This window comes from Streptomyces sp. NPDC055962 (assembly GCF_042270185.1).
GTDB lineage: Bacteria > Actinomycetota > Actinomycetes > Streptomycetales > Streptomycetaceae > Streptomyces.
The window spans coordinates 85,737-110,866 of record NZ_JBHJYN010000019.1 but is presented as its reverse complement, the minus strand read 5'-3'; the positions used below and the strand labels follow the sequence as shown (position 1 = coordinate 110,866).

The 25,130-nt window shown below is 70.7% G+C and carries 29 protein-coding genes and 1 riboswitch; of the genes, 20 read left to right on the top strand and 9 right to left on the bottom strand.

All coding sequences use genetic code 11. The features are described 5' to 3' along the window. Positions 1-181: 181 nt before the first annotated feature. Complete coding sequence (locus tag ACFC51_RS34085; RefSeq protein ID WP_376375513.1) at positions 182-463, bottom strand: type II toxin-antitoxin system Phd/YefM family antitoxin; 282 nt, start codon at positions 461-463, stop codon at positions 182-184. 94 nt (positions 464-557) lie between these two features. Between ACFC51_RS34085 and ACFC51_RS34080 the strand changes: the two genes are divergently transcribed. From ACFC51_RS34080 to ACFC51_RS34070, 3 genes are all read left to right on the top strand, one after another. Beyond that, on the top strand, positions 558-1,193 hold the full coding sequence (locus ACFC51_RS34080; RefSeq protein ID WP_376375510.1) for an ATP-dependent Clp protease proteolytic subunit: 636 nt from the start codon (positions 558-560) through the stop codon (positions 1,191-1,193). A 7-nt stretch (positions 1,194-1,200) separates the two neighbouring features. Continuing rightward, positions 1,201-1,509 carry a hypothetical protein gene (locus ACFC51_RS34075; protein WP_376532615.1) on the top strand — a complete coding sequence of 103 codons (309 nt, stop codon included), beginning with the start codon at positions 1,201-1,203 and terminating at the stop codon, positions 1,507-1,509. A gap of 463 nt (positions 1,510-1,972) precedes the next feature. Beyond that, positions 1,973-2,145: riboswitch (cyclic di-AMP (ydaO/yuaA leader) on the top strand. 3 nt (positions 2,146-2,148) lie between these two features. Next, the gene (locus ACFC51_RS34070) at positions 2,149-2,619 is read left to right on the top strand and encodes a C40 family peptidase (RefSeq protein WP_376375505.1); all 471 of its coding nucleotides are present in this window, start codon (positions 2,149-2,151) and stop codon (positions 2,617-2,619) included. A gap of 18 nt (positions 2,620-2,637) precedes the next feature. Here ACFC51_RS34070 and ACFC51_RS34065 read toward each other — a convergent pair whose 3' ends face one another. Beyond that, positions 2,638-3,276 (bottom strand): LysE family translocator, encoded by a 639-nt coding sequence (locus ACFC51_RS34065; protein ID WP_376375502.1) that lies wholly within the window; start codon positions 3,274-3,276, stop codon positions 2,638-2,640. A gap of 72 nt (positions 3,277-3,348) precedes the next feature. Here ACFC51_RS34065 and ACFC51_RS34060 point away from each other — a divergent pair, with 72 nt between their 5' ends. After that, complete coding sequence (locus ACFC51_RS34060) at positions 3,349-4,263, top strand: LysR family transcriptional regulator (protein ID WP_376532613.1); 915 nt, start codon at positions 3,349-3,351, stop codon at positions 4,261-4,263. Between the two features lie 50 nt (positions 4,264-4,313). On the opposite strand, the gene ACFC51_RS34055 is transcribed toward ACFC51_RS34060, so the two are convergent. Next, positions 4,314-4,745, bottom strand: a complete 432-nt coding sequence (locus tag ACFC51_RS34055) for an ATP-binding protein (RefSeq protein WP_376375496.1) — start codon at positions 4,743-4,745, stop codon at positions 4,314-4,316. A 230-nt stretch (positions 4,746-4,975) separates the two neighbouring features. On the opposite strand from ACFC51_RS34055, the gene ACFC51_RS34050 reads away from it, so the two are divergent. Together ACFC51_RS34050 and ACFC51_RS34045 are read left to right on the top strand one after the other, a co-directional pair. Further along, positions 4,976-5,938, top strand: coding sequence for a helix-turn-helix domain-containing protein (locus tag ACFC51_RS34050; protein WP_376375494.1), 963 nt, complete (start codon positions 4,976-4,978; stop codon positions 5,936-5,938). Then, entirely contained in the window at positions 5,866-6,081 is a 216-nt protein-coding gene (locus ACFC51_RS34045; protein ID WP_376375491.1) for a DUF397 domain-containing protein, read from the top strand. The genes ACFC51_RS34050 and ACFC51_RS34045 overlap by 73 nt, the downstream gene beginning before the upstream one ends. Here ACFC51_RS34045 and ACFC51_RS34040 read toward each other — a convergent pair. Next, positions 6,074-7,222, bottom strand: coding sequence for an 8-amino-7-oxononanoate synthase (locus ACFC51_RS34040; RefSeq protein WP_376375488.1), 1,149 nt, complete (start codon positions 7,220-7,222; stop codon positions 6,074-6,076). The genes ACFC51_RS34045 and ACFC51_RS34040 overlap by 8 nt on opposite strands. 144 nt (positions 7,223-7,366) lie before the next feature. Here ACFC51_RS34040 and bioB point away from each other — a divergent pair, with 144 nt between their 5' ends. The 4 genes from bioB to ACFC51_RS34020 all read left to right on the top strand — a co-directional run bounded on the left by bioB (position 7,367) and on the right by ACFC51_RS34020 (position 11,286). Then, a complete protein-coding gene (gene bioB, locus ACFC51_RS34035) occupies positions 7,367-8,530 on the top strand; it encodes a biotin synthase BioB (protein WP_376375518.1) in 1,164 nt (387 codons plus the stop codon). Then, positions 8,523-9,827 carry an adenosylmethionine--8-amino-7-oxononanoate transaminase gene (locus tag ACFC51_RS34030; RefSeq protein WP_376532611.1) on the top strand — a complete coding sequence of 435 codons (1,305 nt, stop codon included), beginning with the start codon at positions 8,523-8,525 and terminating at the stop codon, positions 9,825-9,827. The genes bioB and ACFC51_RS34030 overlap by 8 nt, the downstream gene beginning before the upstream one ends. Before the next feature lies 1 nt (position 9,828). Then, entirely contained in the window at positions 9,829-10,518 is a 690-nt protein-coding gene (gene bioD, locus ACFC51_RS34025; protein ID WP_376532609.1) for a dethiobiotin synthase, read from the top strand. 72 nt (positions 10,519-10,590) lie between these two features. After that, complete coding sequence (locus ACFC51_RS34020) at positions 10,591-11,286, top strand: class I SAM-dependent methyltransferase (protein WP_376375479.1); 696 nt, start codon at positions 10,591-10,593, stop codon at positions 11,284-11,286. A gap of 58 nt (positions 11,287-11,344) precedes the next feature. Here ACFC51_RS34020 and ACFC51_RS34015 read toward each other — a convergent pair whose 3' ends face one another. Beyond that, positions 11,345-11,716 carry a fic family toxin-antitoxin system, toxin component gene (locus ACFC51_RS34015; protein ID WP_103759995.1) on the bottom strand — a complete coding sequence of 124 codons (372 nt, stop codon included), beginning with the start codon at positions 11,714-11,716 and terminating at the stop codon, positions 11,345-11,347. Continuing rightward, positions 11,713-11,940 (bottom strand): antitoxin, encoded by a 228-nt coding sequence (locus tag ACFC51_RS34010; RefSeq protein ID WP_073750044.1) that lies wholly within the window; start codon positions 11,938-11,940, stop codon positions 11,713-11,715. Before ACFC51_RS34010 ends, ACFC51_RS34015 begins: the two co-directional genes overlap by 4 nt. Before the next feature lie 159 nt (positions 11,941-12,099). On the opposite strand from ACFC51_RS34010, the gene ACFC51_RS34005 reads away from it, so the two are divergent. The 7 genes from ACFC51_RS34005 to mug all read left to right on the top strand — a co-directional run bounded on the left by ACFC51_RS34005 (position 12,100) and on the right by mug (position 19,132). Further along, positions 12,100-12,519 (top strand): GNAT family N-acetyltransferase, encoded by a 420-nt coding sequence (locus ACFC51_RS34005; RefSeq protein WP_376375476.1) that lies wholly within the window; start codon positions 12,100-12,102, stop codon positions 12,517-12,519. A 211-nt stretch (positions 12,520-12,730) separates the two neighbouring features. Then, a complete protein-coding gene (locus ACFC51_RS34000) occupies positions 12,731-14,068 on the top strand; it encodes a hemolysin family protein (RefSeq protein WP_376532607.1) in 1,338 nt (445 codons plus the stop codon). Continuing rightward, entirely contained in the window at positions 14,065-15,084 is a 1,020-nt protein-coding gene (locus ACFC51_RS33995; RefSeq protein ID WP_376532605.1) for a hemolysin family protein, read from the top strand. Before ACFC51_RS34000 ends, ACFC51_RS33995 begins: the two co-directional genes overlap by 4 nt. A 194-nt stretch (positions 15,085-15,278) precedes the next feature. Then, the gene (locus ACFC51_RS33990) at positions 15,279-16,115 is read left to right on the top strand and encodes an SGNH/GDSL hydrolase family protein (RefSeq protein WP_376375469.1); all 837 of its coding nucleotides are present in this window, start codon (positions 15,279-15,281) and stop codon (positions 16,113-16,115) included. A gap of 127 nt (positions 16,116-16,242) precedes the next feature. After that, a complete protein-coding gene (locus tag ACFC51_RS33985; RefSeq protein ID WP_376532603.1) occupies positions 16,243-17,037 on the top strand; it encodes an SAM-dependent methyltransferase in 795 nt (264 codons plus the stop codon). Between the two features lie 84 nt (positions 17,038-17,121). After that, positions 17,122-18,564: an adenylosuccinate lyase gene (gene purB / locus ACFC51_RS33980; protein ID WP_376532601.1), complete on the top strand. Its 1,443-nt coding sequence runs from the start codon at positions 17,122-17,124 to the stop codon at positions 18,562-18,564. Positions 18,565-18,583: 19 nt separating this feature from the next. Beyond that, positions 18,584-19,132, top strand: coding sequence for a G/U mismatch-specific DNA glycosylase (gene mug, locus ACFC51_RS33975; RefSeq protein ID WP_376532599.1), 549 nt, complete (start codon positions 18,584-18,586; stop codon positions 19,130-19,132). A 274-nt stretch (positions 19,133-19,406) separates the two neighbouring features. Here the strand turns inward: mug and ACFC51_RS33970 are convergent, their stop codons facing one another. The 3 genes from ACFC51_RS33970 to ACFC51_RS33960 all read right to left on the bottom strand — a co-directional run bounded on the left by ACFC51_RS33970 (position 19,407) and on the right by ACFC51_RS33960 (position 21,677). Then, the gene (locus ACFC51_RS33970) at positions 19,407-19,844 is read right to left on the bottom strand and encodes a hypothetical protein (RefSeq protein WP_376532597.1); all 438 of its coding nucleotides are present in this window, start codon (positions 19,842-19,844) and stop codon (positions 19,407-19,409) included. A gap of 148 nt (positions 19,845-19,992) precedes the next feature. Then, the gene (locus tag ACFC51_RS33965; RefSeq protein ID WP_376532595.1) at positions 19,993-20,736 is read right to left on the bottom strand and encodes an ABC transporter permease; all 744 of its coding nucleotides are present in this window, start codon (positions 20,734-20,736) and stop codon (positions 19,993-19,995) included. Positions 20,737-20,741: 5 nt separating this feature from the next. Further along, positions 20,742-21,677, bottom strand: coding sequence for an ABC transporter ATP-binding protein (locus ACFC51_RS33960; RefSeq protein WP_376532593.1), 936 nt, complete (start codon positions 21,675-21,677; stop codon positions 20,742-20,744). A gap of 107 nt (positions 21,678-21,784) precedes the next feature. Between ACFC51_RS33960 and ACFC51_RS33955 the strand changes: the two genes are divergently transcribed. From ACFC51_RS33955 to ACFC51_RS33945, 3 genes are all read left to right on the top strand, one after another. Continuing rightward, positions 21,785-22,957: a sensor histidine kinase gene (locus tag ACFC51_RS33955; RefSeq protein WP_376375451.1), complete on the top strand. Its 1,173-nt coding sequence runs from the start codon at positions 21,785-21,787 to the stop codon at positions 22,955-22,957. Between the two features lie 4 nt (positions 22,958-22,961). Further along, on the top strand, positions 22,962-23,612 hold the full coding sequence (locus ACFC51_RS33950; RefSeq protein ID WP_376375449.1) for a response regulator: 651 nt from the start codon (positions 22,962-22,964) through the stop codon (positions 23,610-23,612). Positions 23,613-23,789: 177 nt separating this feature from the next. After that, positions 23,790-24,947: an ROK family protein gene (locus tag ACFC51_RS33945; protein ID WP_376375447.1), complete on the top strand. Its 1,158-nt coding sequence runs from the start codon at positions 23,790-23,792 to the stop codon at positions 24,945-24,947. Positions 24,948-25,130 lie beyond the last annotated feature (183 nt).

Here is a 25,130-nt window from a genome sequence, read left to right as displayed (position 1 = left end):
GTGTCACCCGCCACAGTGGCGGGTGACACGGCCCTCTCGCGTACGACGCGGTGACGGGGGGGGTCGGCCTCCGGACGTCGCACCCGCGACCGGCCGGCACGGCCTCCACGGGGCCCCACCCGGCCCACCTCCCCCGGCGGCCGCCCGGCCCGGTCATCCTGCCGCCACCCGGGGGACGTTCTCACTCCCCCCGGTCGTGACCGCGGTGCTCCGCGGCGATGCCGAAGCGGCTCCGTTCGCCCGCAGCGGACGGCGCCGAGTGGATCGAGGACACCGAACGAATCACCTGCTCCTCCTCCGCCGACTCCTCGCTCTCGAGTCGCTGCAGGTCAGCGGCTGAGACCAGCGCCACGAGCGGCTTCCCGTGGCGGGTCACCACCACTCTCTCGCCGCCGTAGACAACGCGGTTGATGAGCTCGGCGAGCTCTGCACGGGCTTGCGTCACCGGAATCTCGTAGGCCATAGTCCCCATCATAACCTTCTGTACGTCCTGTACATTTTTTACGTACGGCTCGCGCACGGTTGTGCCTGTTGGGAATCCGAGGAAAGGCATCGTCATGTTCCGACCCGCCGCCCGCCACGTCCTGCCCGAGTTCACCGAGCGCACCGCCTACGGCTCCCGGAGCATGGACCCGTACTCGAAGCTGTTGTCCGAACGGATCGTCTTCCTCGGCACGCCCGTCGACGACACGGCGGCGACCGACCTGATCGCGCAGTTCATGTACCTGGAGCACGCGGACCCGGACCGGCCCCTCTCCCTCTACATCAACTCGCCCGGGGGTTCCTTCAACGCCATGACGGCGATCTACGACACCATGCGCTTCCTCGCCTGCGAGGTGGAGACGTTCTGCCTCGGCCAGGCGGGCGCCGGCGCGGCGGTCCTGCTCGCAGCCGGCGCGCCCGGACACCGACATGCCCTGCCGGGTGCGCGGGTAGTCATCCAGCAACCCGCTCTGGACGAGCCGGTGCAGGGCCAGCCCTCCGATCTCGACATCCAGGCCCGCGAGCTGCTGCGCGAACGCGAGCTGCTCACGGCCATGCTGGCCCGTCACACGGGGCGTTCCACGCGGGAGATCAGCGACGACATCGAACGGGACACCATCCTCGACGCCCCTGCCGCCCTGGCGTTCGGGCTGGTGGACCACGTCGTGGAGAACCGCACGCCGTCCCAGCCGCCGCGCCCCGCGAGGTGAACAGCCGATGCTCCCACCCCAGTTCCCACCGCTCCCCGCACTGACCCGCGCGGAGGCCGAGTTCGTCGACTGCTATCTGGAAGTGCTCGACCAGCTCGGCCGCATCAATCCCGCCCGGGGCAGCGACACATACGGAGCGCTCCGGGCTGCCCAGGCTCTCGCGTCCAGGGCGACCGCCCTCCGCGACGCCCTCGCGCTGATGCACGACCGGGGTGAGTCGCAGATCCACGCGGACACCCTGGCCAGGGTGCTGCGACTGCTGGACGGCGAACGACGCGCGGGGCGGGTCGCCGTGCCTCCCGCCCCTACGGGCTGAGCGGTCCGGCCGCCCTGCGGACGGGGCGGTCGGCACGCCCGACGGACAGGGCGGCAGGGGCGTCCGCGGACGGGGCGGCAGGGGTGTCCGCGAGCAGGACGGCACGGCCGTCCGGTACGGCGACGGATCGCCCCCGGTGGCGCCGCTTTTCGACACGCCCGACGAGCCGATGAGTTTTCCTCGCTCGTTCGGCGTAGGAGCTCCCCCGCCCGGGGGACAGCCCGACTTGCGCACCGCATGCGGACGCTGAACGGAATGCAACGTTCCGCTGCTGGTACACGGCTGGTCGGCCCCGGCCGCCGGGGCCAGCCGGCCGTCGCGTCCACCCGATCGGATCAGTCGTGACGACTCTCACATATCGACACTTCAGCCAGGAAATCCGGCAGGGCGTGCGTAAAGATCCCTGGGACGACAAGCCCCCGCCACCGCGGCGGGGCGGTCCGGGCGGACGCCGAGTCCTGCCGCTGTCCGGATGCCTGGTCGACAGAAGTGGATCGGCAGGAGTGGAGGACCCGAGCACAACGGGCCGGCCGGAGTTCCGGACGGTCCTCGGGGTGAAGCCGCTTCGCGCGGCCGGGCAACTTCGCCAGCCCGAACCCGACAGGTCATCCTTCACAGGCGGCTGACGAAGGGTTGCGCATGACTGCGCAGGTTCATGTCCCGTCTCTGTTCGCCCGGGTCGGTACGGCCTCGGCTCTGACATTCGCCGTAGGGACCACCATGCTGGCCCCCGGCTTCGTGAACGACGCCGAGGCCGCCGCCCACTCGGCGACGGCACTCAGGATCGCCGCGTCGAAGAAGGGGGCGCCCTACAGATGGGGCGCCACAGGCCCTCACCGGTTCGACTGCTCCGGGCTCACGCTCTACTCGTTCAAGAAGGCGGGGAAGAAACTACCCCGCACGGCTCAGCAGCAGTACAACAAGACCCGCCATATCTCCAGGTCGCAGCGGAAACGCGGCGACCTGGTCTTTTTCCATGCGGGGCGCAGTGTGTACCACGTCGGCATCTACGCCGGCAGCGGGAAGATCTGGCATTCGCCGAAGACCGGGGCGGTGGTCCGGCTGGAGAAGATCTGGTCCGGCAACGTCTGGTACGGGAGGGTCCGCTGACCCTCCCTCATCTCTGGTTCAGCGCAGCAGGGGCCCGGTCACCAGCACGAGCCCCAGCGCGGTGAGCGCCGTGCCACTGCCGCCCTCGATCGCGCGGGCGGTACGCGGCCGGCGCAGCCACCGGCCCAGGCGGTCCACCAGGAGCGCCACGGCCGGGAACCAGACGAGCGCGAGCAGGACGACGACCGAGGCGAGCAGCAGGGTCCTCGGCAGGGGCGGCTGTCCGTCGGGGACGAACTGGGGCAGCAGGCTCAGGAAGAGCACGGGTGCCTTCGGGTTCAGGGCGTTGGTCAGGAAGCCCTGGCGCAGCGAACGCCGGAGCCCCGAGGGCGCCCGGCCGCCCGTCTCCGCACCCCTGTCCGCTCCGCCGGCGGACCGCCGGAGCGCGTACAGGCCGCTGAGACCGAGGTAGAGCACGTACGCGCCGCCGAGCAGCTGGACGGTGCGGAAGAGGACCGGCATCGTCACGAGCACGGCGGCGAGTCCGGCGACGGCCAGGGCCGTGTGCACCACGAGCCCTCCGGCGACTCCCACCGCGGTGGCCAGCCCGGACCGCCGGGATGCGAGCGCGTTGCGTACGACCACCGTGAAGTCGGCGCCGGGCAGCGCCACCATTCCTGCGGCCACGGCCAAGAAGGCGAGCAGTTGTGCGTCCATGGGGACACCCTGACGGCTTGAGCCCTTTAGCGTGTACTTGCAATCTTCATGGTCTGCCAAAAGGAATGCTTCATGTACGACCCGACACGGCTGGCCGCGCTGGTGGCGGTGGCCGAGGCAGGCTCGATCACACGGGCCGCCGCGCGGCTCGGCTACACCGCACCCGCGCTCTCCCAGCAGCTGGCCAAGCTCGAACGGGAAGCGGGGGCCGCCCTCCTCGTCCGGCACCACCGGGGGGCGCGGCTGACGGCTGCCGGTGAGCTGCTGGCGGGGCGGGCCAGGCGTGTGCTGGACGAGATGGACCAGGCGCGGCACGAACTGGCCCGGCTCGCTGGGCTGTCCGGCGGCCGGCTGCGGGTCGGCACCTTCGTGACGGCCGGGATCCATCTGCTGCCCCCGGTGCTCACCGCGTTCCGCCGCGCCCACCCCGACGTGGAGCTGAGCGTCACGGACTACGAGCCGCCCGCCGGTGTGGCCGCGGTGGCGGCGGGCGACGTGGATCTGGCCCTCACCCATGCGTACGAGCCCGCGGCGGCCGGGCCGATGCCGGCGGGGGTGTCCGTCGAGCCGCTGCTCGTCGAGGAACTGGTGCTGGTCACCGCGCCCGGGCAGATGCTGTCCGAGGGCAGCGGACCGCTGCCCGTCGCGGGACTGGCGGGCCGCCCTTTGATCAGCAGTGCGCCGGAGCACCCACCGCGGCGCGGGGTGGAGCGTGCGCTGGCCGAGGCGGGGGCCACCCCTGCCGTGGTGTGCGAGTCTCCCGGCTATGCCCTGGTCTGCGCTCTGGTCAGCGCGGGCCTGGGCGTGGCGGTGGTGCCGGAGATGGTGGCCGCGATGTCACCGGCGCCGCTCGCGGTGCGGCGCCTGGAACCGGCCGCCTTCCGGCGGACGATCTCCGTGGTGCACCGGGGGAACGGGAACACCCCCGCGGCGGGGACGCTGATGGCACTGCTGCGGAGCGGCTTCGGACGGGCCTCCGCCCCGTGAGACGGCCGCCCGGCCCGTCACTCCCGAAGGGCGGCTCGCCCCCGCATTCTTCAGGCCTGCGCCGGGACCGGCCAGGGAAGCACGATCGACACGGTCTTGCCCCCGTCCGCGGTGGGGCTGACGCCGAGCCGACCGCCGTACTCCTTCGCCAGGGCCCGGATGATGACCATGCCCCGGCCGTTGTCCTGGCGTACGGCGGCGGGAAGCCGCTGGGGCCAGCGCGGATGGCTGTCCGTCACCCCGAGGAAGAACTCCACGTCCCGGTCGAGCCGGAGGTCCACGGTGAAGGTGGGCGACTGGCCGAAGGTGTGCTGGACGGCGTTGGTGGCGAGCTCCGAGACGATCAGCCGGATGGTCTCGGCCGTGTCGCTGTCCTCGGCCAGGCCCCATTCGGTGAGTACGCGCGCCACATGTCTGCGGGCCGCGGAGACCGAGGCCGGATCGCTCGGCAGAGTGACGGTTGCTTCCTGATGGTCTGCCATGGCGACGCCGTCCCTTTCACGCCCTGACCGGCCCACGGCCGGCCTGGATGGTGCTTCGCGCCAGACTGCCACCGATACGGTCCTCCATGACGGCGATCCACCAAGATATGCATATATCTATCGCTCATTACGGTGAACTCGGCCCCCTGATCCGTGTACGGGCGCGACACTGGCCCCTTTCCGAGTCGGCCCCGCCGGCACGGCTCACCGCACAACGGGAGGAGGCCGCGATGCGGAACGGCCCCGCGGTACGCCGTCGCAAGCTCGGTGAGGAGCTGCGCTGTCTGCGCCACACGTCGGGACTCACGAGCCGGGACGCCGCCGCCGTGCTGGGCTGGCACCAGTCCAAGGTGAGCCGGATCGAGACGGGGGTGAGCGGGGTGTCGCCCGGTGACGTGACGCGGCTCCTGGAGGTCTACGGCGTGGACGACGCACAGCTGCGGTCCCTGCTCACTGCGCTCGCCGGCTCGGTGGGCGGCGGGGGAAGCGGCTGGTGGCACGCCTACCGCGGGCTCATCCCTCCGCAGTACCGCGACTTCATCAGCCTGGAGTCACAGGCGGAGGCCGCCAGGACGCTCGAGACGTCGGTGGTGCCGGGGCTGCTGCAGACGGCCGACTACGCGCGGGCCGTGACCCGGTCGTCGCTGGGCGGGCTGCCGTCCGCTCAGCTCGATTCCCTGGTGGAGGTCAGACTCGCCCGGCAGAGCGTGCTCCGGTCATCCCGTCCGCTGCGTCTGAGCGTCGTGCTCGACGAGGCCGTACTGCGGCGTGAGGTCGGCGGCCCCCGGGTCATGGAGCAGCAATTGCGCCATCTGACGGAGGTCGCTCAACTTCCGCACGTGACGCTGCAGTTGCTTCCGTTCGAGGCAGGGAGCTATATCGGCCTCACCGGACCTTTTGTAATCCTCTCTTTTTTGAGCACTTCTGATCTGGATGTGGTCGTTCTTGACCACTTGACGAGTAGCCTCTATCTGGAGCGGAGAGAAGACCTCGAGGCGTACAGCTCGGCCTTCCGCACGATGCAGGCACACGCGCTGTCGCCGGAGCGTTCGCTGGACCTCATCGCCGCAGTAGGACGCGGCGGTGGGGCGGAACCTTCAGACTGCCCGAGGGGGGCACGATGTCCGACCGTCCCGCACAGCACGCCCCGCACCCACCCAGGTGGCGGCGAAGCAGCCGCAGCACCGGCATGAACAACTGCGTGGAAGCCGCAGAGCTCGGCGGTGATCAGCTCGCCGTACGGGACTCGAAGGACACGGGCCTGCCGCCGCTGCGTTTCTCGGCGGCCGCCTGGACGTCCTTCCTCACGGGGCTGCACGGCCTCCCGGTCAGCTGACCGGGAGGGGGGCCGTCGCCACGAGCGTGCCCACGGCGGATTCGATCTGATCCTGTGTCAGGTCTGCCCGGGCCGTCAGCCTCAGCCTGGAGATCCCGTCCGGCACCGATGGCGGGCGGAAGCACCCCACCGCGAGACCGGCCGTCCGGCAGTCCGCCGCCCAGCGCACCGCGGACTCCGCCGAGGGCGCGCGCACCGACACGACGGCGGCGTCGGGGCGTACCGCGGTCAGACCTGCTGCGGTCAGCCGGCCGTGCAGTTCGACGGCGACCGCCCCCGCCCTGGCCGCGCGTTCCGGCTCGCGGCGCAGCAGGCGCAGAGCGCCCAGCGCCGCGCCGGCCGCGGCCGGCGCGAGGCCGGTGTCGAAGATGAACGTGCGCGCCGTGTTGACCAGGTGCCGGATGACCCGGGCCGGGCCGAGCACCGCTCCGCCCTGGCTCCCGAGCGACTTGGAGAGGGTGAGCGTGGCCACGATCCCCTCCTCGCCCGCGAGTCCGGCGCCCGCGAGCGCGCCTCGCCCGCCCTCGCCCAGGACGCCCAGCCCGTGCGCGTCGTCCACGAGGAGGGCGGCGCCCGCGCCACGGCAGACCTCGGCGAGTCCGGCCAGCGGGGCGGCGTCGCCGTCCACCGAGAAGACCGAGTCGGTCACGGCCAGCGCCCGTCCGCCGTGCGCGCGGAGTGCGGTGCGTACGGCCTCGGGATCCGCGTGCGGCACGACGGCGGTGGCGGCCCTGGAGAGCCGGCAGCCGTCGACGATCGAGGCGTGGTTGCCGGCGTCGGAGACGATCAGCGAGTCACCGCCGGTGAGTGCCGTGAGCGCCGCGAGGTTGGCCGCGTAGCCGGAGGAGAAGACCAGGGCCGCTTCGAATCCGCAGAATCCGGCGAGTTCGCATTCGAGTTCGGCGTGCAGCGCGGTGGAGCCCGTGACCAGCCGCGATCCGGTGGCGCCCGCGCCCCATGTCCGTGCCGCATCGGCCGCCGCAGCCGCGACCTCGGGGTTCCGGCTGAGCCCCAGGTAGTCGTTGCTCGCGAGGTCCAGCAGCTCGGACTCGGCGGGCCGGGGGCGCAGCGTCCGGACGAGTCCGGCCTCGGCGCGGCGCCGGGCCTCGTCGTCGATCCAGTCGAACGGGGCGTAGGACATGGGCGGGTCCCTCTTTGTAGGCAGCTCACAGACCCTAACCGGGTGCGCAACAGGCCAGGGTGTGGCAATACACACAGCATCGACCGGCTCTCCTGTCCGGTTCCTCCTTGGCCGATGACGGTGCCGTACGTCAGGATCAACGCCATGGACCTGCTGAACACGCTGGTGGAAAAGGGGCTGCGGCGCGAACTGCCGACCCGTGACGAAGCGCTCGCCGTACTGGCGACCTCCGACGACGAACTGCTCGACGTGGTGGCCGCGGCCGGAAAGGTGCGCCGCCAGTGGTTCGGCCGGCGCGTCAAGCTCAACTATCTGGTGAACCTGAAGTCCGGACTGTGTCCCGAGGACTGCTCGTACTGCTCGCAGCGCCTCGGTTCCAAGGCCGAGATCCTCAAGTACACCTGGCTCAAGCCGGACGAGGCGAAGAAGGCCGCCGCCGCGGGGGTGGCGGGCGGAGCGAAGCGGGTGTGCCTGGTGGCCAGCGGCCGCGGCCCGACCGACCGGGACGTCGACCGGGTGTCGCAGACGATCGAGGCCATCAAGGAGCAGCACGAGGGCGTCGAGGTGTGCGCCTGCCTCGGCCTGCTGTCGGAGGGCCAGGCCGACCGTCTGAGGTCCGCCGGCGCCGACGCGTACAACCACAACCTCAACACGTCCGAGGGGACGTACGGGGACATCACGACCACGCACACGTACGCCGACCGGGTGGACACCGTGCAGCAGGCGCAGGCCGCCGGCCTCTCGGCGTGCTCCGGTCTGATCGCGGGCATGGGCGAGACCGACGAGGACCTCGTCGACGTCGTCTTCTCGCTGCGGGATCTGGATCCCGACTCCGTCCCGGTCAACTTCCTGATCCCCATGGAAGGGACCCCGCTGGCGAAGGACTGGCACCTCACGCCGCAGCGCTGCCTGCGCATCCTCGCGATGGTCAGGTTCGTGTGCCCGGACGTCGAGGTACGTCTCGCGGGCGGCCGGGAGGTCCATCTGCGTTCGATGCAGCCACTGGCCCTGAACCTGGTCAACTCCATCTTCCTGGGCGACTACCTGACCAGCGAGGGCCAGTCCGGGCAGACCGACCTCGACATGATCGCGGACGCCGGTTTCGAGGTGGAGGGAGCGGACACCACGACGCTCCCCGAGCACCGTGCACCGGCGGCCGGGGGCTGCGGGTCGCACGAGGGCGGCTGCGCACCGTGCGGCGACACCGCCGAGACCGTGCCGGAGCCGTCCGGGGCGTCGGCGGCGCGTACGGATCTGGTGGCGGTCCGCCGCCGCGGCGCCGGGACGGACCTCGCACCCAATGCCTGATGCGCTCCGCCCCGCGGAACTCCGCGCCCTGGACCGGGCTCACGTCTGGCACCCCTACGGCCCCATGCCCGGCCGGCAGGAACCCCTGGTCGTGGAGTCCGCGTCCGGGGTGCGTCTCCGGCTCGCGGAACCCGCCCACGGGCAGCACGAGTTGGTGGACGGCATGTCGTCCTGGTGGTCTGCGGTCCACGGTTACAACCATCCGGTGCTCAACGAGGCCGCCCGCGGCCAGCTGGACCGGATGAGCCATGTGATGTTCGGCGGACTCACGCACGAGCCGGCCGTCCGGCTGGCCACCCGCCTGGTGGAGATCACTCCGGACCCGCTGCAGCACGTCTTCCTCGCGGATTCGGGCTCGGTCTCCGTCGAGGTCGCGGTGAAGATGTGCCTGCAGTACTGGCGCTCGGTGGGGCGGCCCGCGAAGCACCGGCTGCTCACCTGGCGCGGTGGCTATCACGGGGACACCTGGCAGCCGATGTCGGTGTGCGACCCCGAGGGCGGCATGCACGAGCTGTGGTCGGGGTCCCTCCCCCGGCAGATCTTCGCCGAAGCGCCGCCGGACGGCTTCGACGCGGAGCCGGACGAGGCGTACGCGGAGCACCTGCGCGAGCTGATCGCCGCCCGTGCCGACGAACTGGCGGCGGTGATCGTGGAACCCGTGGTCCAGGGCGCGGGAGGGATGCGCTTCCACTCCCCCGCCTATCTGCGGGTGCTCCGCGAGGCCTGCGATGCGAACGACGTGCTGCTGGTGTTCGACGAGATCGCCACGGGTTTCGGACGGACCGGACAGTTGTTCGCGGCCGGGCATGCCGGGGTGTCGCCGGATGTCATGTGTGTCGGCAAGGCGCTGACCGGTGGCTATCTGACGCTGGCGGCGACCCTGTGCACCACGCGGGTGGCCGAGGGCATCTCCAGCGGGGACGTGCCGGTGCTGGCGCACGGGCCGACGTTCATGGGCAATCCGCTCGCCTCCGCCGTGGCGTGCGCCTCCGTCGACCTGCTGCTGGGCCAGGACTGGGAGCTGGAGGTGAAGCGGATCGGCACGGGGCTGCGGTCCGGTCTCGCCGAGGCGGCCGGCCTGCCCGGCGTCCAGGACGTCCGGGTGCTGGGCGCGATCGGGGTCGTGCAGCTCGACCACGAGGTGGACATGGCGGCAGCGACGCGGGCCGCGGTCCGCGAGGGCGTGTGGCTGCGTCCGTTCCGCGACCTCGTGTACACGATGCCGCCCTATGTGACCGGTGACGACGATGTGGCACGGATCTGCCGCGCCGTGTGCGCGGCGGCGAAGGAGGGATGAGATGACGATCCTGGTGGTGACCGGTACGGGCACCGAGATCGGCAAGACGATCGTGACCGCGGCGGTGGCGGCCGCCGCCCGGGATCTCCGTGTCGCGGTTCTCAAACCGGCACAGACCGGCCTCGCCCCGGGAGAACCGGGGGACGCCGCGGAGGTGGCCCGGCTGGCGGGCTCTCATGTGACGGCGGTCGAACTGGCCCGGTTCCCGGAACCGTTGGCTCCCGCGACGGCGGCCCGCAGAGCAGGCTTGGCTCCCGTGCGCCCGTTCGAGATCGCCGATGCCGCTCAGAAGCTGGCGACGGAGCACGACCTCGTGCTGGTGGAGGGGGCGGGCGGCCTGCTCGTGCGCTACGACGAGGAGGGGGCCACGCTCGCGGACGCCGCGCGGCTGATGGCGGCGCCCGTCCTGGTGGTGGCCCCCGCGGGTCTGGGGACCCTGAACGCCACCGCACTGACGACGGAGGCGCTGAGGACGCGCGGGCTCACCTGCCCCGGAGTGGTGATCGGAAGCATGCCCGCCGAGCCGGACCTTGCCTCACGGTGCAACGTCGACGATCTCCCGGTCGCGGCGGGAGCCCCCCTGCTCGGCGCGGTGCCGGACGGGGCGGGGGCCTTGCCCCCTGCTGACTTCCAGGCCCGGGCGGCGAGTTGGCTCCTTCCGGAACTCGGCGGGAACCGGCACCCCGGATGAGCGGCTGAGCCGGCGCAAACGGGGGAGAATCGAGGTGGAGCCGTATCCACGTGCCCTCCGAGGAGGCCGATCATGCGACGACGCAGCGCACCTCTCCCCCGTGACGCGGTGCACCACCCGGTATTCGCCCGCTTCTACGCCCGTCTGAGCGTGACGGCCGACCTCAGAGGCGGTGTGGCGGCGCATCGCGAGGAGCTTCTCGCAGGTCTCTCGGGACGTGTCATCGAGATCGGGGCGGGCAACGGCCTCAACTTCGCGCACTACCCGGGCGCCGTGTCCGAAGTGGTCGCGATCGAGCCCGAGCGAAACCTGCGGCAGCTCGCGGCCGGTGCCGCACTGCGCGCGGAGGTACCGGTCGACGTGGTCCCGGGGACGGCCGAGGCACTGCCCGTGAAGAGCGAGGCGTTCGACGCGGCAGTGGCCTCGCTCGTGCTCTGCACCGTGCGGGACCTGCCACGAGCCCTGGCGGAGATCAAGCGGGTGCTGAGACCCGGCGGTGAACTGCGCTTCTTCGAACACACCCTGGCCCACGGCGGGGCTCTGGCGTCGGCGCAGCGTGCGGTGGACCGCACCTTCTGGCCGACGCTCTTCGGAGGCTGTCACACGGCACGGGACACCGTGACGGCGATCGAGAGGGCGGGCTTCGAGCTGGGCGTGTACCGCAGGTTCCGCATTCCTGAAAAGGGGATGCAGCTGCCCAGCTCCCCGTGTGTGATCGGCGTGGCCCGCCGGTCCGCCGCGGTGGACGGCTCGGTGGACAGGGGCTGAGGAGCCGAGGAGCTGCGGCCCTCGCCGGGTCCCGGTCCGGATTCCCTGCCGGCCCGGGTCAGATGCTCCAGCGGCGCAACTCGTCGGCGATGGACCTGACGTCGGCCTTGCCCTCCTTCACCAGCCGGGCTAGGTCACGCACCTGCTCCGGCGAGGTGATGACCTTCAGCCCCGAGGCGACGAGGTAGCCGTAGGCGACGGCGGAAGCGAACATCGCGTTGGAGTGTTCGAGCGCCGGGACGTGCAGGAGCAGTTGGAGCATGGCGGCCGCGCGGGAGTGCGGGTCGCTGTAGACGGGGCTGCCGAAGATCTCCGCCTCGTGCCGGCTGACAGCGGCGACGAGCGCACCCCAGTCGACGACCTGAGGATCACCGGGCGTCTTGTGCTCGGCGACCATGAGCAGCCAGGAAAGGTCGATCTGCAGGTTCAACGGGTGCCTTTGCGCTCCGTGCCGAACTCCTCGGCGAACACCGACTCGTACTGCTTCATGAAGTCGGCCGCTGCCTCGACGAAGGTGTGTCCCACCTCGCCCGCATCCTGTTTGACGAGTTCCTCTATGTAGCGGTTCACACTCATCCCCCGCTGCAGGGCGCGCTGGCGCGCCGCCTCGGCGGTGGCCTCGTCCACTCGAACGTTCAGCTGAGTCTTGGGCACGCCATCACGCTAGCGCGTGAGCGCTAGCACCCGCAAGAGGAGCGGGACGGCGTTCCCGCGGGGGGGGTGTAGGCCCGGACATGCGGGACACACGGACAGCGCCGGCGCCGCGGCGGAAATACCGCCCCTCCCCCGGGAGCTCTCTGGTTGGCTCACCCCATGACTGATCTCGACATCCGCCACGCCACCCTCGCGGACACCGATGCCGTACTGCGGTTCTGGCGCGAGGCGGCGAAGGGCACCAGCATCACCGACGACCACGACGGCGTCGCCCGGCTGATCTCACGGGACCCGGAAGCACTGCTCGTGGCGGAACGCGACGGCCGGATCACCGGCACCGTCATAGCCGGCTTCGACGGATGGCGATGCTCCGCGTACCGCCTCGCCGTCCACCCCGACTGCCGCAGGCAGGGCATCGCCACCGCACTGATGGACGCCGCGGAGCGACGCTTCGCGGCCCTCGGCGGGCGACGGGTCGACGCGATGGTGCTGGAGTCCAACACGCGGGCACATCACACATGGGGTGCAGGTGGCTACCATCGCGAGGACCACTGGCGGCGCTGGGTCAAGTCCCTCTGATCACCGCCGTGCGGCCGCCCGGACCGTTGCGGCCGGCCGCACACCCGTCACCGACCATGACATTTTGCCGATCCTTTACTATGGGTCCCGACTGTCCGAATCTTTTCGAAAGGTGTGAGCGTCCGCCCATGGGCGAGCCCCCCAGTAGTCGATACCACCGACGTCGCGCGATCCTTCCGCCCCTGCCCGATCATGGGACGGAGGTGAACCGATGACCGAAGTGCTCCTGCTCCTCGTGGCGATCCTGCTCTCCCTCCTCTGCGGCGTGTTCGTGGCGGCCGAGTTCTCCCTCACCACCGTGGAGCGCGGCGAGCTCGAACGGTCCGTCGAGCGAGGGGACCGCGGTGCGGCGGGAGCCCTCAAGGCCGTACGCAGCCTCACCTACCAGCTCTCCGGCGCCCAGCTCGGCATCACCGTCACCAACCTGGTCGTCGGCATGCTCTCCGAGCCGTCCATCTCCAAGCTGATCCGGGGGCCCGTGGAAGCGACCGGACTGTCGCCCGGCGTGTCCTCCTCGCTGGCGCTCGTCATCGGCACGGCGCTGTCCACCGTCGTCCTGATGGTGGTCGGCGAGCTCGTCCCGAAGAACTGGGCGATCTCGTCCCCTCTGGCCGTCGCCAGGGCGGTCGCCGCACCCCAGCGGGCGTTCACCGCCGTCTTCAGGCCCTTCATCAGCCATCTCAACAACACCGCCAACCGGATCGTGCGGCGCTTCGGCCTCGAACCGGCCGAGGAGCTGGCGTCGGCGCGCAGTCCGCAGGAGCTGGTGGCCCTGGCGCGCCACTCGGCCAAGGAGGGCGCGCTGGAGGCGGACACCGCCGAGCTCTTCGTACGCACCCTCAACCTGTCGGAGCTGACCGCGGAGAACGTGATGACGCCGCGCGTCCAGGTCACCGCCCTCGAGGTCCAGGCGACCGCCGAGGACGTCGCGAACGCCACCCGGGCCACGGGCCTCTCCCGGTTTCCCGTCTACCGGGGCAGCCTGGACACGGTCGTGGGTGTGGCGCACATCAAGGACGTGCTGGCCATTCCCGCGGACCAGCGCCCTCGCAAGCGGGTGTCGGACATGCTGCGCGAACCGCTGCTCGTACCGGAGACGCTCACCGTGGACCGCCTGCTGGACCGACTCTCCGGGAAGCTGGCCATGGCCGTCGTCATCGACGAGTACGGCGGGACGGCAGGAGTCGTGACGCTGGAGGACATCGTGGAGGAAGTCGTCGGCGAGGTGCGGGACGAGCACGACCCGCACGAGACCCCCGACCTGGCGGCCGCGGGTGAGGACGCGGACGGACGCACCCTGTGGTCCGCCGACGGAGCGGCCCGCACGGACCAGCTCCGCACCATCGGTCTGCGGGTGCCGGACGGACCGTACGAGACGCTGGCCGGGCTGATCGCCACGGAGGTCGGACGCATTCCGGTGGTCGGCGACGCCGTCGAGCTCACGGGCTGGCGGATCGACGTGGTGGACGCCTCCGGGCATCGCGCCGCACGTGCCCTGCTGCACGCGCCGCTGCCCGGCACCGACGAGCCGGCGGAGGACGAACGATGACCGCCGTACAGCTCTTCATCGGCTTGCTGACCCTGGTCGTCAACGCCTTCTTCGTCGGGGCGGAGTTCGCTCTGATCTCCGTACGCCGCAGCCAGATCGAGCCGGAGGCCGAGGCGGGGAACCGGCGCGCACGCAGCGTCATCTGGGGACTCGAACACGTGTCGGCCCTTCTCGCGGCGGCGCAGCTGGGCATCACGCTCTGCACCCTGGTGCTGGGCATCGTCGCCGAGCCCGCGATCGCCCATCTGCTGGAGCCCGTCTTCGACGCGGTGGGAGTGCCGCACGGACTGGTGCACCCGATCTCGTTCGTCATCGCCCTGACCGTCGCGACGTATCTGCACATGCTGCTCGGCGAGATGGTGCCGAAGAACATCGCGCTGGCCGAGCCCGCTCGCACCGCGCTGCTGCTCGGGCCTCCCCTGGTGGCCCTCGCCCGGGCGCTGAAGCCGGTGATCTTCGCGATCAACGCCTTCGCGAACACGCTGCTCAAGCTGCTCCGGGTGGAGACGAAGGACGAGGTCTCGGCGACCTTCTCCGACGACGAACTGGCACGTCTCGTCAAGGACGCCGAGGACTCCGGGCTCGTCGACGACCGTTCTGCGGAACGTCTGCGCCACGCGTTGGAACTGGGCCGCCGCCCGGTCCAGGACGTACTCCTCCCGGTCGACCGGGTGCTGTACACCAGGGTCGGGACGACCCCGGAGGAGCTGGAGCGGCTCTCGCACGAGTCCGGCTTCTCGCGTTTTCCGGTGATGGACAGCGAGCAGCGCATCATCGGATACCTCCATGTGAAGGACGCTCTGGACGCCGCGCCTCGCGACGTTCCCTTCCCGGTGACGGCACTCCGCCCCATCGCGAGGGTGCGGGCGGCGACCCCGCTCGACGATGTACTCACCGCCCTGAGGCGGAGCCGTACGCATCTGGCGGCCGTGCTCGACGAGGACGGCCGACTGGCCGGCATGATCACGATGGAGGACGTCCTGCGTGAGCTGGTGGGCAGGCCCCAGGCCCGCTGATGCCCTCGCCGGGTGACGACAGGAGGGGTGCGGCCGTGGCCACGCCCCTCCTGCGCGCTCGGGCCCGCATCTCTCCGCGGCCACCGCTCCCCCGGCCGCTTGCTCCGGGGCTCCGCCTCTTCCCGCCCTCGCGGCCGCCGCCCTTCCGGCAGGACCCGACGGCCGGCCGCCGTCGCGGTACGATCGGCAACGCCATGGAATTGAATGCCTCCTACACCAGTTTTGTCGCGGTCGGCGACTCGTTCACCGAGGGCATGTCCGATCTGCTGCCCGACGGTTCCTACCGCGGCTGGGCCGACGTCCTCGCCGGCCGTCTCGCGGCTCGTACGCCCGACTTCCGGTACGCCAACCTCGCGGTGCGGGGCAAGCTCATCAGCCAGATCGTGGACGAGCAGGTAGCCGTCGCAGCGGCGCTGCAGCCGGACGTGATCACGCTCGTGGGCGGGCTCAACGACACGCTGCGGCCGAAGTGCGACATGGGCATGGTCCGCGGCCGGCTCGAAGAGGCGGTGGAGCGTCTCGCACCGTCCTGCAAGACGCTGGTACTGATGCGCAGCCCCGGCCGGAACGGCCCGGTGATGGAACGCTTCCGGCCACGCATGGAGGAGCTGTTCTCGCTCGTCGACGACCTGGCCGAGCGCCATGGCGCCCTGGTGACCGATCTGTACAGCGCGCCGTCGCTGGGCGATCCACGGATGTGGGACGTGGACCGGCTGCATCTGACGGCCGAGGGGCACCGCCGGGTCGCGGAGGCGGTCTGGCAGACGCTCGGCCTTCCCGCGGAGAGCGACTGGCAGACCCCGCTGGCGGCGTCCGCGCCCGCGCGATGGGCACAGCGGCGGATCGACGATGTACGGTTCGCCCGTCAGCATCTGTTCCCCTGGATCGGGCGGCGCCTGACCGGGCGCTCGTCCGGTGACGGGCGGGCGGGCGCGCAGTTCGACGCGGGTCTGGGGAAGGCGTTCTGGATCACTCCAGAGGACGTTTCCTCCCCCGGGCCGGTCGCGGGCTGGCGCCGACTGGACGGCTGACCTCACGCCAGGACCTCGGAGACGCTCCCCCGGATTGGCGCACGCACGGCTGTTACGCGTGTGCCGGGCGGGTCACCATGAGTGCTCACCGCGCAGGGAGGTCCTGGGCACCGGACGAGGACGGCGCATGAGAGACGAACCGCAGGTCCGGGCGGGCCGGATAGACAGGAGCACCCCGCACTCGGCACGCGTCTGGAACTACTGGCTGGGCGGCAGGGACAACTACGAGGTCGACCGCCGGCTGGGCGCGACGATGGCGGAGCTCTACCCGCAGATCATCGACATAGCCCGCGCTTCCCGCCGCTTCCAGGCCAGGGCCGTGCGCCACCTGACCCGGGAAGCGGGGATCCGGCAGTTCCTCGACCTCGGGACGGGCCTGCCGACCGCCGACGCGACCCACGAGATCGCACAGGCCCTGGCCCCCGATGCCCGTGTCGTGTATGTGGACCACGACCCGATCGTGCTGGCTCACGCCCGGGCCCTGCTCACCAGCACCCCCGAGGGCGCCACCGCCTATGTGCACGGCGACCTGCGGGATGCCGGAGCAGTACTTCGCGAGGCTGCCCGCACACTCGACCTTCAGCGCCCCGTCGCACTGATGCTGCTCTCCACCCTCGGGCACGTCGCCGACTCGGCCCAGGCGGCCTCGCTGCTGCGCACCTATCTCGACGCGGTGCCCGGGGGCAGTTACCTGATGCTGTGCGACACCATCGAGACGGACGAGACCAAGGCGGCGTCCGACGAGTACGCCGACGGCGGCGCCATGCCGTACATCTCGCGCCCCCGGGAGATCGTGCGTTCCTTCGCGGACGGGCTCGATCTCGTGGAGCCCGGGTTCGGGTCGATCAGCCTGTGGCGCCCTGAGGAGGCCGCGACCGGTGCACCGGTCGACCAGTGGGGCTTCGTGGGCGTGAAGCGGTAGCTGCCGGGCGGGCGCGGGCTCGTAGGAATCCACATACCGGCCCGCGGCGCGGACCTGCAGAAACCGCCAGTAGAATCCGGACACGTGACTGCTGTGTCTGCGAAGCCTCGCATCCCCAATGTCCTGGCCGGCCGCTATGCCTCCACGGAGCTGGCCGTCCTCTGGTCCCCCGAGCAGAAGGTGAAGCTGGAACGTCAGCTGTGGCTGGCGGTGCTGCGCGCTCAGAAGGACCTCGGGATCGAGGTACCCGACGCGGCGGTGGCCGACTACGAGCGTGTGATCGACCAGGTCGACCTCACCTCGATCGCCGAGCGCGAGAAGGTCACCCGGCACGACGTGAAGGCCCGGATCGAGGAGTTCAACGCTCTCGCCGGCCATGAGCAGGTCCACAAGGGCATGACCTCCCGTGACCTCACAGAGAACGTCGAGCAGCTGCAGATCCGGCTCTCGCTCGAGCTGATGCGCGACCGCACGGTGGCGGTCCTGGCACGGCTGGGCAAGCTCGCGGCGGAGTACGGCGAGCTGGTCGTCGCGGGCCGCTCCCACAACGTCGCCGCGCAGGCGACGACGCTGGGCAAGCGCTTCGCCACCGCCGCCGACGAGCTCCTGGTGGCCTACGGTCGGCTGGAGGACCTGCTGGGGCGCTACCCACTGCGCGGTATCAAGGGGCCCGTCGGCACGGCCCAGGACATGCTGGACCTGCTCGGTGGCGACGCGGGCAAGCTGGCCGACCTGGAACAGCGCATCGCCGGGCACCTCGGCTTCGCGCACGCTTTCACCTCCGTCGGACAGGTCTACCCCCGTTCCCTCGACTACGACGTGGTGACCGCGCTGGTCCAGCTGGCGGCGGCGCCCTCGTCGGTCGCCAAGACCGTCCGGCTGATGGCGGGCCACGAGCTGGTGACCGAGGGCTTCAAGCCGGGCCAGGTCGGCTCCTCGGCGATGCCGCACAAGATGAACACCCGCTCGTGCGAGCGCGTCAACGGCCTGATGGTCATCCTGCGCGGCTACGCGTCGATGACGGGTGAGCTGTCGGGTGACCAGTGGAACGAGGGCGACGTCTCCTGCTCCGTGGTCCGCCGGGTCGCACTGCCGGACGCCTTCTTCGCCTTCGACGGCCTGCTCGAGACCTTCCTCACCGTGCTGGACGAGTTCGGTGCGTTCCCCGCGGTCGTGGCGCGTGAGCTGGACCGCTACCTTCCCTTCCTCGCCACGACCAAGGTCCTGATGGCCGCGGTGCGCGCAGGCGTCGGCCGCGAGGTCGCCCACGAGGCCATCAAGGAGAACGCGGTCGCCTCGGCGCTCGCCATGCGGGAGCAGGGCGCGGAGCGGAACGAGCTGCTGGACAAGCTGGCAGCCGACGACCGGATCCCGCTGGACCGCGATCAGCTCGACGCCCTGATGGCTGACAAGCTCTCGTTCACCGGAGCCGCAGGCGATCAGGTCGCCGCTCTGGTGTCCCGGATCGAGGAGATCGCCAAGCAGCACCCGGAGGCTGCCGCGTACGCCCCCGGATCGATCCTCTGACCGCCGGATCCACCGCCGGATGACTCCCGAAGAAGTCCGGGCCGCCCGCGACCGCCCCGTCCCCGACGTGGTCGCGGGCGGTCTGCGTGTGCTGTTCTGCGGCATCAATCCAAGCATCATGACGGCTGCCACGGGTCATCACTTCGCCCATCCTGGGAATCGGTTCTGGCCGGTCCTGCATCTTTCGGGCTTCACGCCCAGGCAGCTGAAACCTTCGGAGCAGGGTCTGCTGCCGGGGTACGGCCTGGGCATCACCAATGTGGTCGCCAGAGCCACGGCCCGGGCGGACGAACTGGGCACGGAGGAATTCCGCGAGGGCGGAAGGGTGCTGTCGGCCAAGGTGGAGAGGCTGGGCCCGCAGTGGCTGGCGGTCGTCGGCGTCACCGCCTATCGCACGGCCTTCGGCGAACGCTCCGCCCGCATCGGACCCCAGGAGCGGACGATCGGCGGCGCCCGTGTCTGGGCCCTCCCCAACCCCAGCGGTCTGAACGCCCACTGGACCGTGCGCACCATGGCCGAGGAATACGCCCGTCTCCTGGCGGCGGTGCACCAGGACCACTCCGAGTAGTCCGGGAGGCGGATCCGGGCCGCGGGTCCTGGCGGTGCGCCCGGGTCGAACGCATCGTCCACCGAACGGCGGTGCGGCGGCACGGCGGTACAACAGTGCAGCGGTGCGGCCCGGCGGCGGTGCAGCGGCACGGCCTGGCGACGGTACCCGGCGCGACAGCGCGACAGCGCGACAGCGCGACAGCGCGACAGCGCGACAGCGCGACAGCAAGGCAGCAAGGCAGCAAGGCAGCAAGACGACGGTAGGTCTCAGGACGTGTGACGCCATGGAGTCCTCAGGGCGGGTCGACCACCGTGACCAGGACCCTCAACTCGCACCCAGGCCCGCCGTCCTCCAGATGGAGAACAACGGCGATCCATCGGTCGTCCGCTCTCCACAGCTGAAGGTACTCACAGCTCGCGACAGGATCAGCCCAGGGTTCGGCTATCACCTCCCCCGCCATCATCCGCTCCTGCGCGCTCCACAGGCTAAAAATCTGCGGCTCGCCCCAGTGCCAGGTGAGGAGCGCGAGCAGGGCGTCGTGTTCCGCCACGCGCTGCGCCCGGAGTTCGAGACGGTCTGCCGCGTCCCCGTCCAGATGATCGTCCTCGTCGCCGAGGAGCATCGTGTGATAGCCCGGTCCGCTGATTCCCGAGCCCGACACGACGCGCTCCGAGGGGAAGTCCTTGGTGCGCATCCCGTCGATGAGGCGGAGGTGATGTGCGGTGGTCATACCGTCAGTAAAGCGCCCCGCACTGACACATGGTCTCGGGGCCGGCAGCAGCCCGCCTCGCCCCGAGCACCGAACCGCGCGTCGAGGCGGGCTGTCGGCAGGCCCCGGCCACCGGCTCCCGGCCATCGACTTCCTGCCTTGCCCTGCATCAGGCGTCCCTCGTCCGTATGCTCCACCAGCCGGCACACAGAGCTGCTCCGGCCCATACCGCGGTCACCGCGAGCCCCGACCAGGGGCCGAGTCCTCCCTCCGGATTCTGGTGGAGTACCAACTGCCCCGCCTCCGAGGGGAGGTACTGGGCTATGTCCCACGCGACGGTTCCGAGCACGAAAGAGGCGATCAGGATGAAGGGAATCAGTGCGGCGAGCACGGCGACGGCGCTGCGCAGTACCGCCGTCAGCCCCGCGGCGAACAGCGCCATCAGCATGAGATAGACCCCGCCTCCGACCGTGGCACGTACGGCACCGGGGTCTCCCAGACCCAGGGCGTGCTCACCCATGAAGGTCTGCCCGACGAGAAACGTGCTGAGGCTGGTGATCAGCCCCACGGCGAGGGCGAGTCCGCCGATGACCGACATCTTGGCACCGTAGAGAAGGCCTCGTCGCGGGACGGCCGAGAGCGAGATGCGCAGCGCTCCGTTGAGGAACTCCGAGGACAGAGCCGTGGCCCCGAAGCTGATCGCCGCGATCTGGCCGAAGTTCAGTGCGTAGAAGGCGGAGAAGAGCGGCTCGTCGCCGGGGCTGTCGGCCTCCGCCTGCCCCACGGTGGCGAACACGAGCACCGTGACGGCGAGTGTGGCGGCGAAGATCGCGATCAACGACCCCGCGACGGACCTCACCGATCTGATCTTGATCCATTCCGAGCGCAGTACCGAAGTGGTCGACATGGTCAAGGTGGTCAGGCCTCCTGTCGCACGGTGGTGGACGCCATGGCGGAGAACTCGGCTTCGCATGAGGTGAGGTCGAGATATGCCTCCTCCAAGGTCTTTTGCACATCGGAGAGTTCGATCAGAGGAACAGCCTCCGCAGCGGCCACCACGCCGATCTCCTCGGCCCTGGCTCCGTCGACCGACCAGCACCCGTCGTCATCCCGTACGGGCCTGTATCCCTTGCGGATCAGCGCGTCGCGCAGGCGGTCCTCACCGGTCGTACGGAACCGGGCTCCGGGCCGGCTGCGGGAGTCGATGAACTCCCTCATGGACAGGTCCGCGAGAAGCCGGCCTCTGCCGAGGACGATCAGGTGGTCGGCGAAGGACGAGGTCTCGTTCATCAGGTGGCTGGAGACCAGAACGGTGCGCCCTTCGCGGGCCATGCCGCGCATCAGCTCACGGATCCATACGATGCCTTCCGGATCCAGCCCGTTCGACGGTTCGTCCAGCATCACCACGTCCGGGTCGCCGAGCAGTGCCGCTGCGATACCGAGCCGTTGCCGCATGCCGAGCGAGAAGGTCCTGATCCGGCGCTCGCCGACCGCTGTCAGACCGGTCTCCTCGAGTACCTTCTCGACCCTGCTGCCGGCTATGCCGTTGCTCGTGGCGAGAAGGAGCAAGTGGTTGCGCGCAGTGCGCGAGCCGTGGGCCGCCTGGGCGTCGAGCAGAACGCCCACCCTGCGCAGCGGATTCCGGAGCGCGGCGTACGGCCGCCCGTCCACGGTGGCGGTGCCGGCGGTCGGACGGTCCAAGCCGAGTACGAGGCGCATGGTGGTGGACTTTCCCGCGCCGTTCGGACCGAGAAAGCCCGTCACACGACCTGGTCCCACGCTGAACGTGAGCCGGTCCACGGCACGTGTGGAGCCGTAGTCCTTCGTGAGTTCGTGCACGTCGATGGTGGTCATGTGGAAAGCCTGGCCTGCGAGTCCCCGCATGGACCTCCCCCGTGTGGGTGGACCGTCTCCCTCGCTCGGGGGAGCCGCTCCGGGTCGGGCGCTGACACGATGGCGACATGCGCCACCTTCTCGGACCGCTGGCCACTCCCGTCACCTACAGCCGCTGGCTTCATCTGCTGATTCCGGCAGCAGCCGTCAGCGTCTGGCTGTTCATCTCCATCGACACCCCGTGGATGCCCTGCGTCTTCGCCGTGCCCATCGGTCTGCTGCCCGCGATCCGCCTCGCCGAGGGCGTGCAGGCTCAGCTTCTCCTCACCCCTGGGGAGCGCGGCCGTCCGGATGCCTCGATCGCAGCCGCGCCGGCGGTCACATGGGCCGACCGATGGCGAACCGTCGCCTGGCTCGAGGTCAGACTGCTGCTCTCAGCTGCTGCCGGCTTCTCCACCGTCTGGCTGTCGGCGACGACCTTCGATCTCGTCAGCGTCTCGGTCGGTGCGGGACCGAGCATGGACTGGCTGACGGGGTTCCTCGAAGTGCGGTGGCTGTGTGCCTTGTTGGCCCCGTTGCCGATCCTGATACTCCTCGGGCTGGTCGTCCTGTGCGGCGAGGTGGCCACCGCTGCCGCCCGTGGCCTGCTGGGACCATCACCGACCGAGCGGATGACCGCCCTGGAGGAGCGCACCGAACAATTGCTGGAGCGCAACCGGATCGCGCGCGAGCTGCACGACTCGATCGGGCACGCGCTGACGGTCGCGGTGGTTCAGGCCGGCGCGGCCAGGACGGCCGGCAGCCCCGCTTTCACCGAGCGGGCGCTCGCCGCCATCGAGGAGACCGGGCGCAACGCGCTGGACGATCTGGAACGTGTCCTTCGGGTGCTGCGGGAGTCAGACCTTCCCTTCAGTGCACGTCCCACCATGGCTGAAGCGGATCGTCTGCTGGAATCCGCCCGCGGTTCCGGTGCGGAGATCGACGTGGAGACGACCGGCCCCCTGGATCTGGTCCCCGGTCCCGTGTCCCGCGAGGGCTACCGGATCCTGCAGGAGTCGCTCACCAATGTGTTGCGTCATGCCGGCTCCGTTCCCGTACGGGTGAGGATCGCGGTGGCGGGGGAACGGCTGGAGCTGGAGGTGGCCAACCCGCTCCCGGCGTCGCCGCGGGGGCCCGGCGGCGGAAGCGGGCTGCGGGGCATACGCGAGCGGGCCGCGCTTCTGGGCGGGAAGGCCAGAACCGGCCCGCACGAGGGCGAGTGGAGGGTGCACGCGAGTCTCCCGCTTGACCGCATACGCTGATCGGATGCCGGTAACCGTACTTCTGGTCGACGACGAACCCCTGGTGCGCGCGGGGCTCCGCGCTGTTCTGGAAGCTCAGCCGGACATCGAGGTGGTGGGTGAGGCGGCCGACGGTGCCGCGGTGATCCCGCTGGTGCGTCAGCTGCGGCCGGACGTCGTCGCCATGGATGTGCGGATGCCGCTGATGGACGGGATCGAGGCCACGCGCGTAGTGCTGCGTACGGTCGCGGATCCGCCGAAGATCCTCGTGGTGACCACGTTCGAGAACGACGAGTACGTGTACGAGGCGCTGCGGGCCGGGGCGGACGGATTCCTGCTCAAGCGTGCCCGGCCGGCAGAGATCGTGCACGCAGTGCGGCTGGTGGCGGAGGGCGAGTCGCTGCTCTTCCCCGCCGCGGTACGACAGCTCGCCGCGGAGTACGGCACGAACGAGGCACGGGACGCCATGGACCGCGCAGCGCTCACGGACCGCGAGGCGGGGGTGCTTCGGCTGATGGCACGAGGCCTCTCCAACGCGGAGATCGCTGCCGATCTCGTCGTCGGAGTGGAGACCGTGAAGACTCATGTCAGCTCGGTGCTCGCCAAGTTGGGCGCCAGGGACCGCACACAGGCGGTGATCGCGGCCTACGAGTCCGGATTCGTCGCTCCGCGCTGACGCCGGTCACGTCCGGCCCGAGGAGGCACCGGAACCCGCCCCCGGCCTCCGCCCTGGTGCCGGGCTCCCCATCGGTCGCCGTGGGGTTCCGGTTGCCCCCCTCCGGCTGCTGCTCGCCGTGGCCGGGGTCAGCGAGTACGATCCGGCAGACATGCGCTCGACCTGGGAGGACACACGGTGGGCCGGCTGACCGGTGGGGACCCGTCCCTGCTGCGGAGGATCAACTCCGCTGTGGTGCTGCACGCGCTGCGAGGGGCGGATTCGCCCACGCTCACGGATCTCACCCGCATCACAGGGCTGTCGCGTCCCACGGTCGAAGGCGTCGTCGAAGGTCTCTTCGGAGCGGGCCTCGTGGTGGAGGCCACGCCTGACGAGAGCGGGACCAGACGCCAGGGCCGTCCGGCCAGAAGGTTCCGCTTCCGCGCCGAGGCCGGATATCTGCTCGGTGTGGAGATCGGCTCGCACCGTGTCTCCGCCCTGCTCTCCGGGCTGGACGGCCGTATCGTCGGCGCCGGATCACGCGATGTCTCCGAGAGTCTGGGCGCGGACGGCAGGATCGATCAGGTCAGGGCCGTGATCGCTGATGTGCTGAGGCGCACGGGGGTGGCGCGGAGCAGTCTGCGGGCCGTCGGGGTGGGCAGTCCGGGCATCGTCGAGGCCGACGGCACCGTGCGGCTGGGCACGGCGCTGCCGGACTGGACCGGGCTCGCGCTCGGCGAGAGGCTGCGGCGTTCGTTCAAGTGCCCCGTCCTGGTCGAGAACGACGCCAACGCCGCCGCGGTCGCCGAGCACTGGAAGGGCGCGGCCACCGAGTCCGACGACATCGTCTTCGTCCTGGCGGGCCTGAGCCCGGGCGCGGGCTCCTTGATCGGCGGACGGCTGCACCGCGGCTTCGGCGGCGCGGCCGGCGAGATCGGCGCACTGCACCTGCTGGGCCGTGACGTCACACCGGAACACCTGCTGTCCACGACGGACACCCCTCTCGACCCCTTGGACGAGCACGCCGTCGCCGCCGTCTTCGCCAAGGCCAAGGACGGGGACGCGGGTGCGCAGGCCGCGGTCGCGCGTTTCATACAGCGGCTGGTGCACGATGTCGCGGCCCTGGTCCTGGCGCTCGATCCGGAGCTCGTGGTGATCGGCGGGTGGGCCGCCGGTCTCGACGGTGTTCTCGATCCCCTCCGGGACGAACTGGCCCGCTACTGCCTGCGGCCACCGCGGGTCACTCTCTCGCTCCTCGGGGAGGCGGCGGTCGCCACCGGCGCGCTGCGCCTCGCCCTGGACCACGTGGAGGAGCAGCTCTTCGCCGTGGAGGGAACGGTGACGGCCCGCCGCTGACAGCGACGGGCCGAAGACGCTGCGAACCGCGGCACCGGAGGGGCAGGAGCCCAACCGTGACACCGGGGGGTGCAGGATTCGAGTCGTGGCACCGGGGGTGTGGGAATCAAATCGTGGCACCGAGGAGGCAGGAACCTCACCCCCTGACGGGCCCCCGGACGCGCAGGCCATCCGGGCACGCAG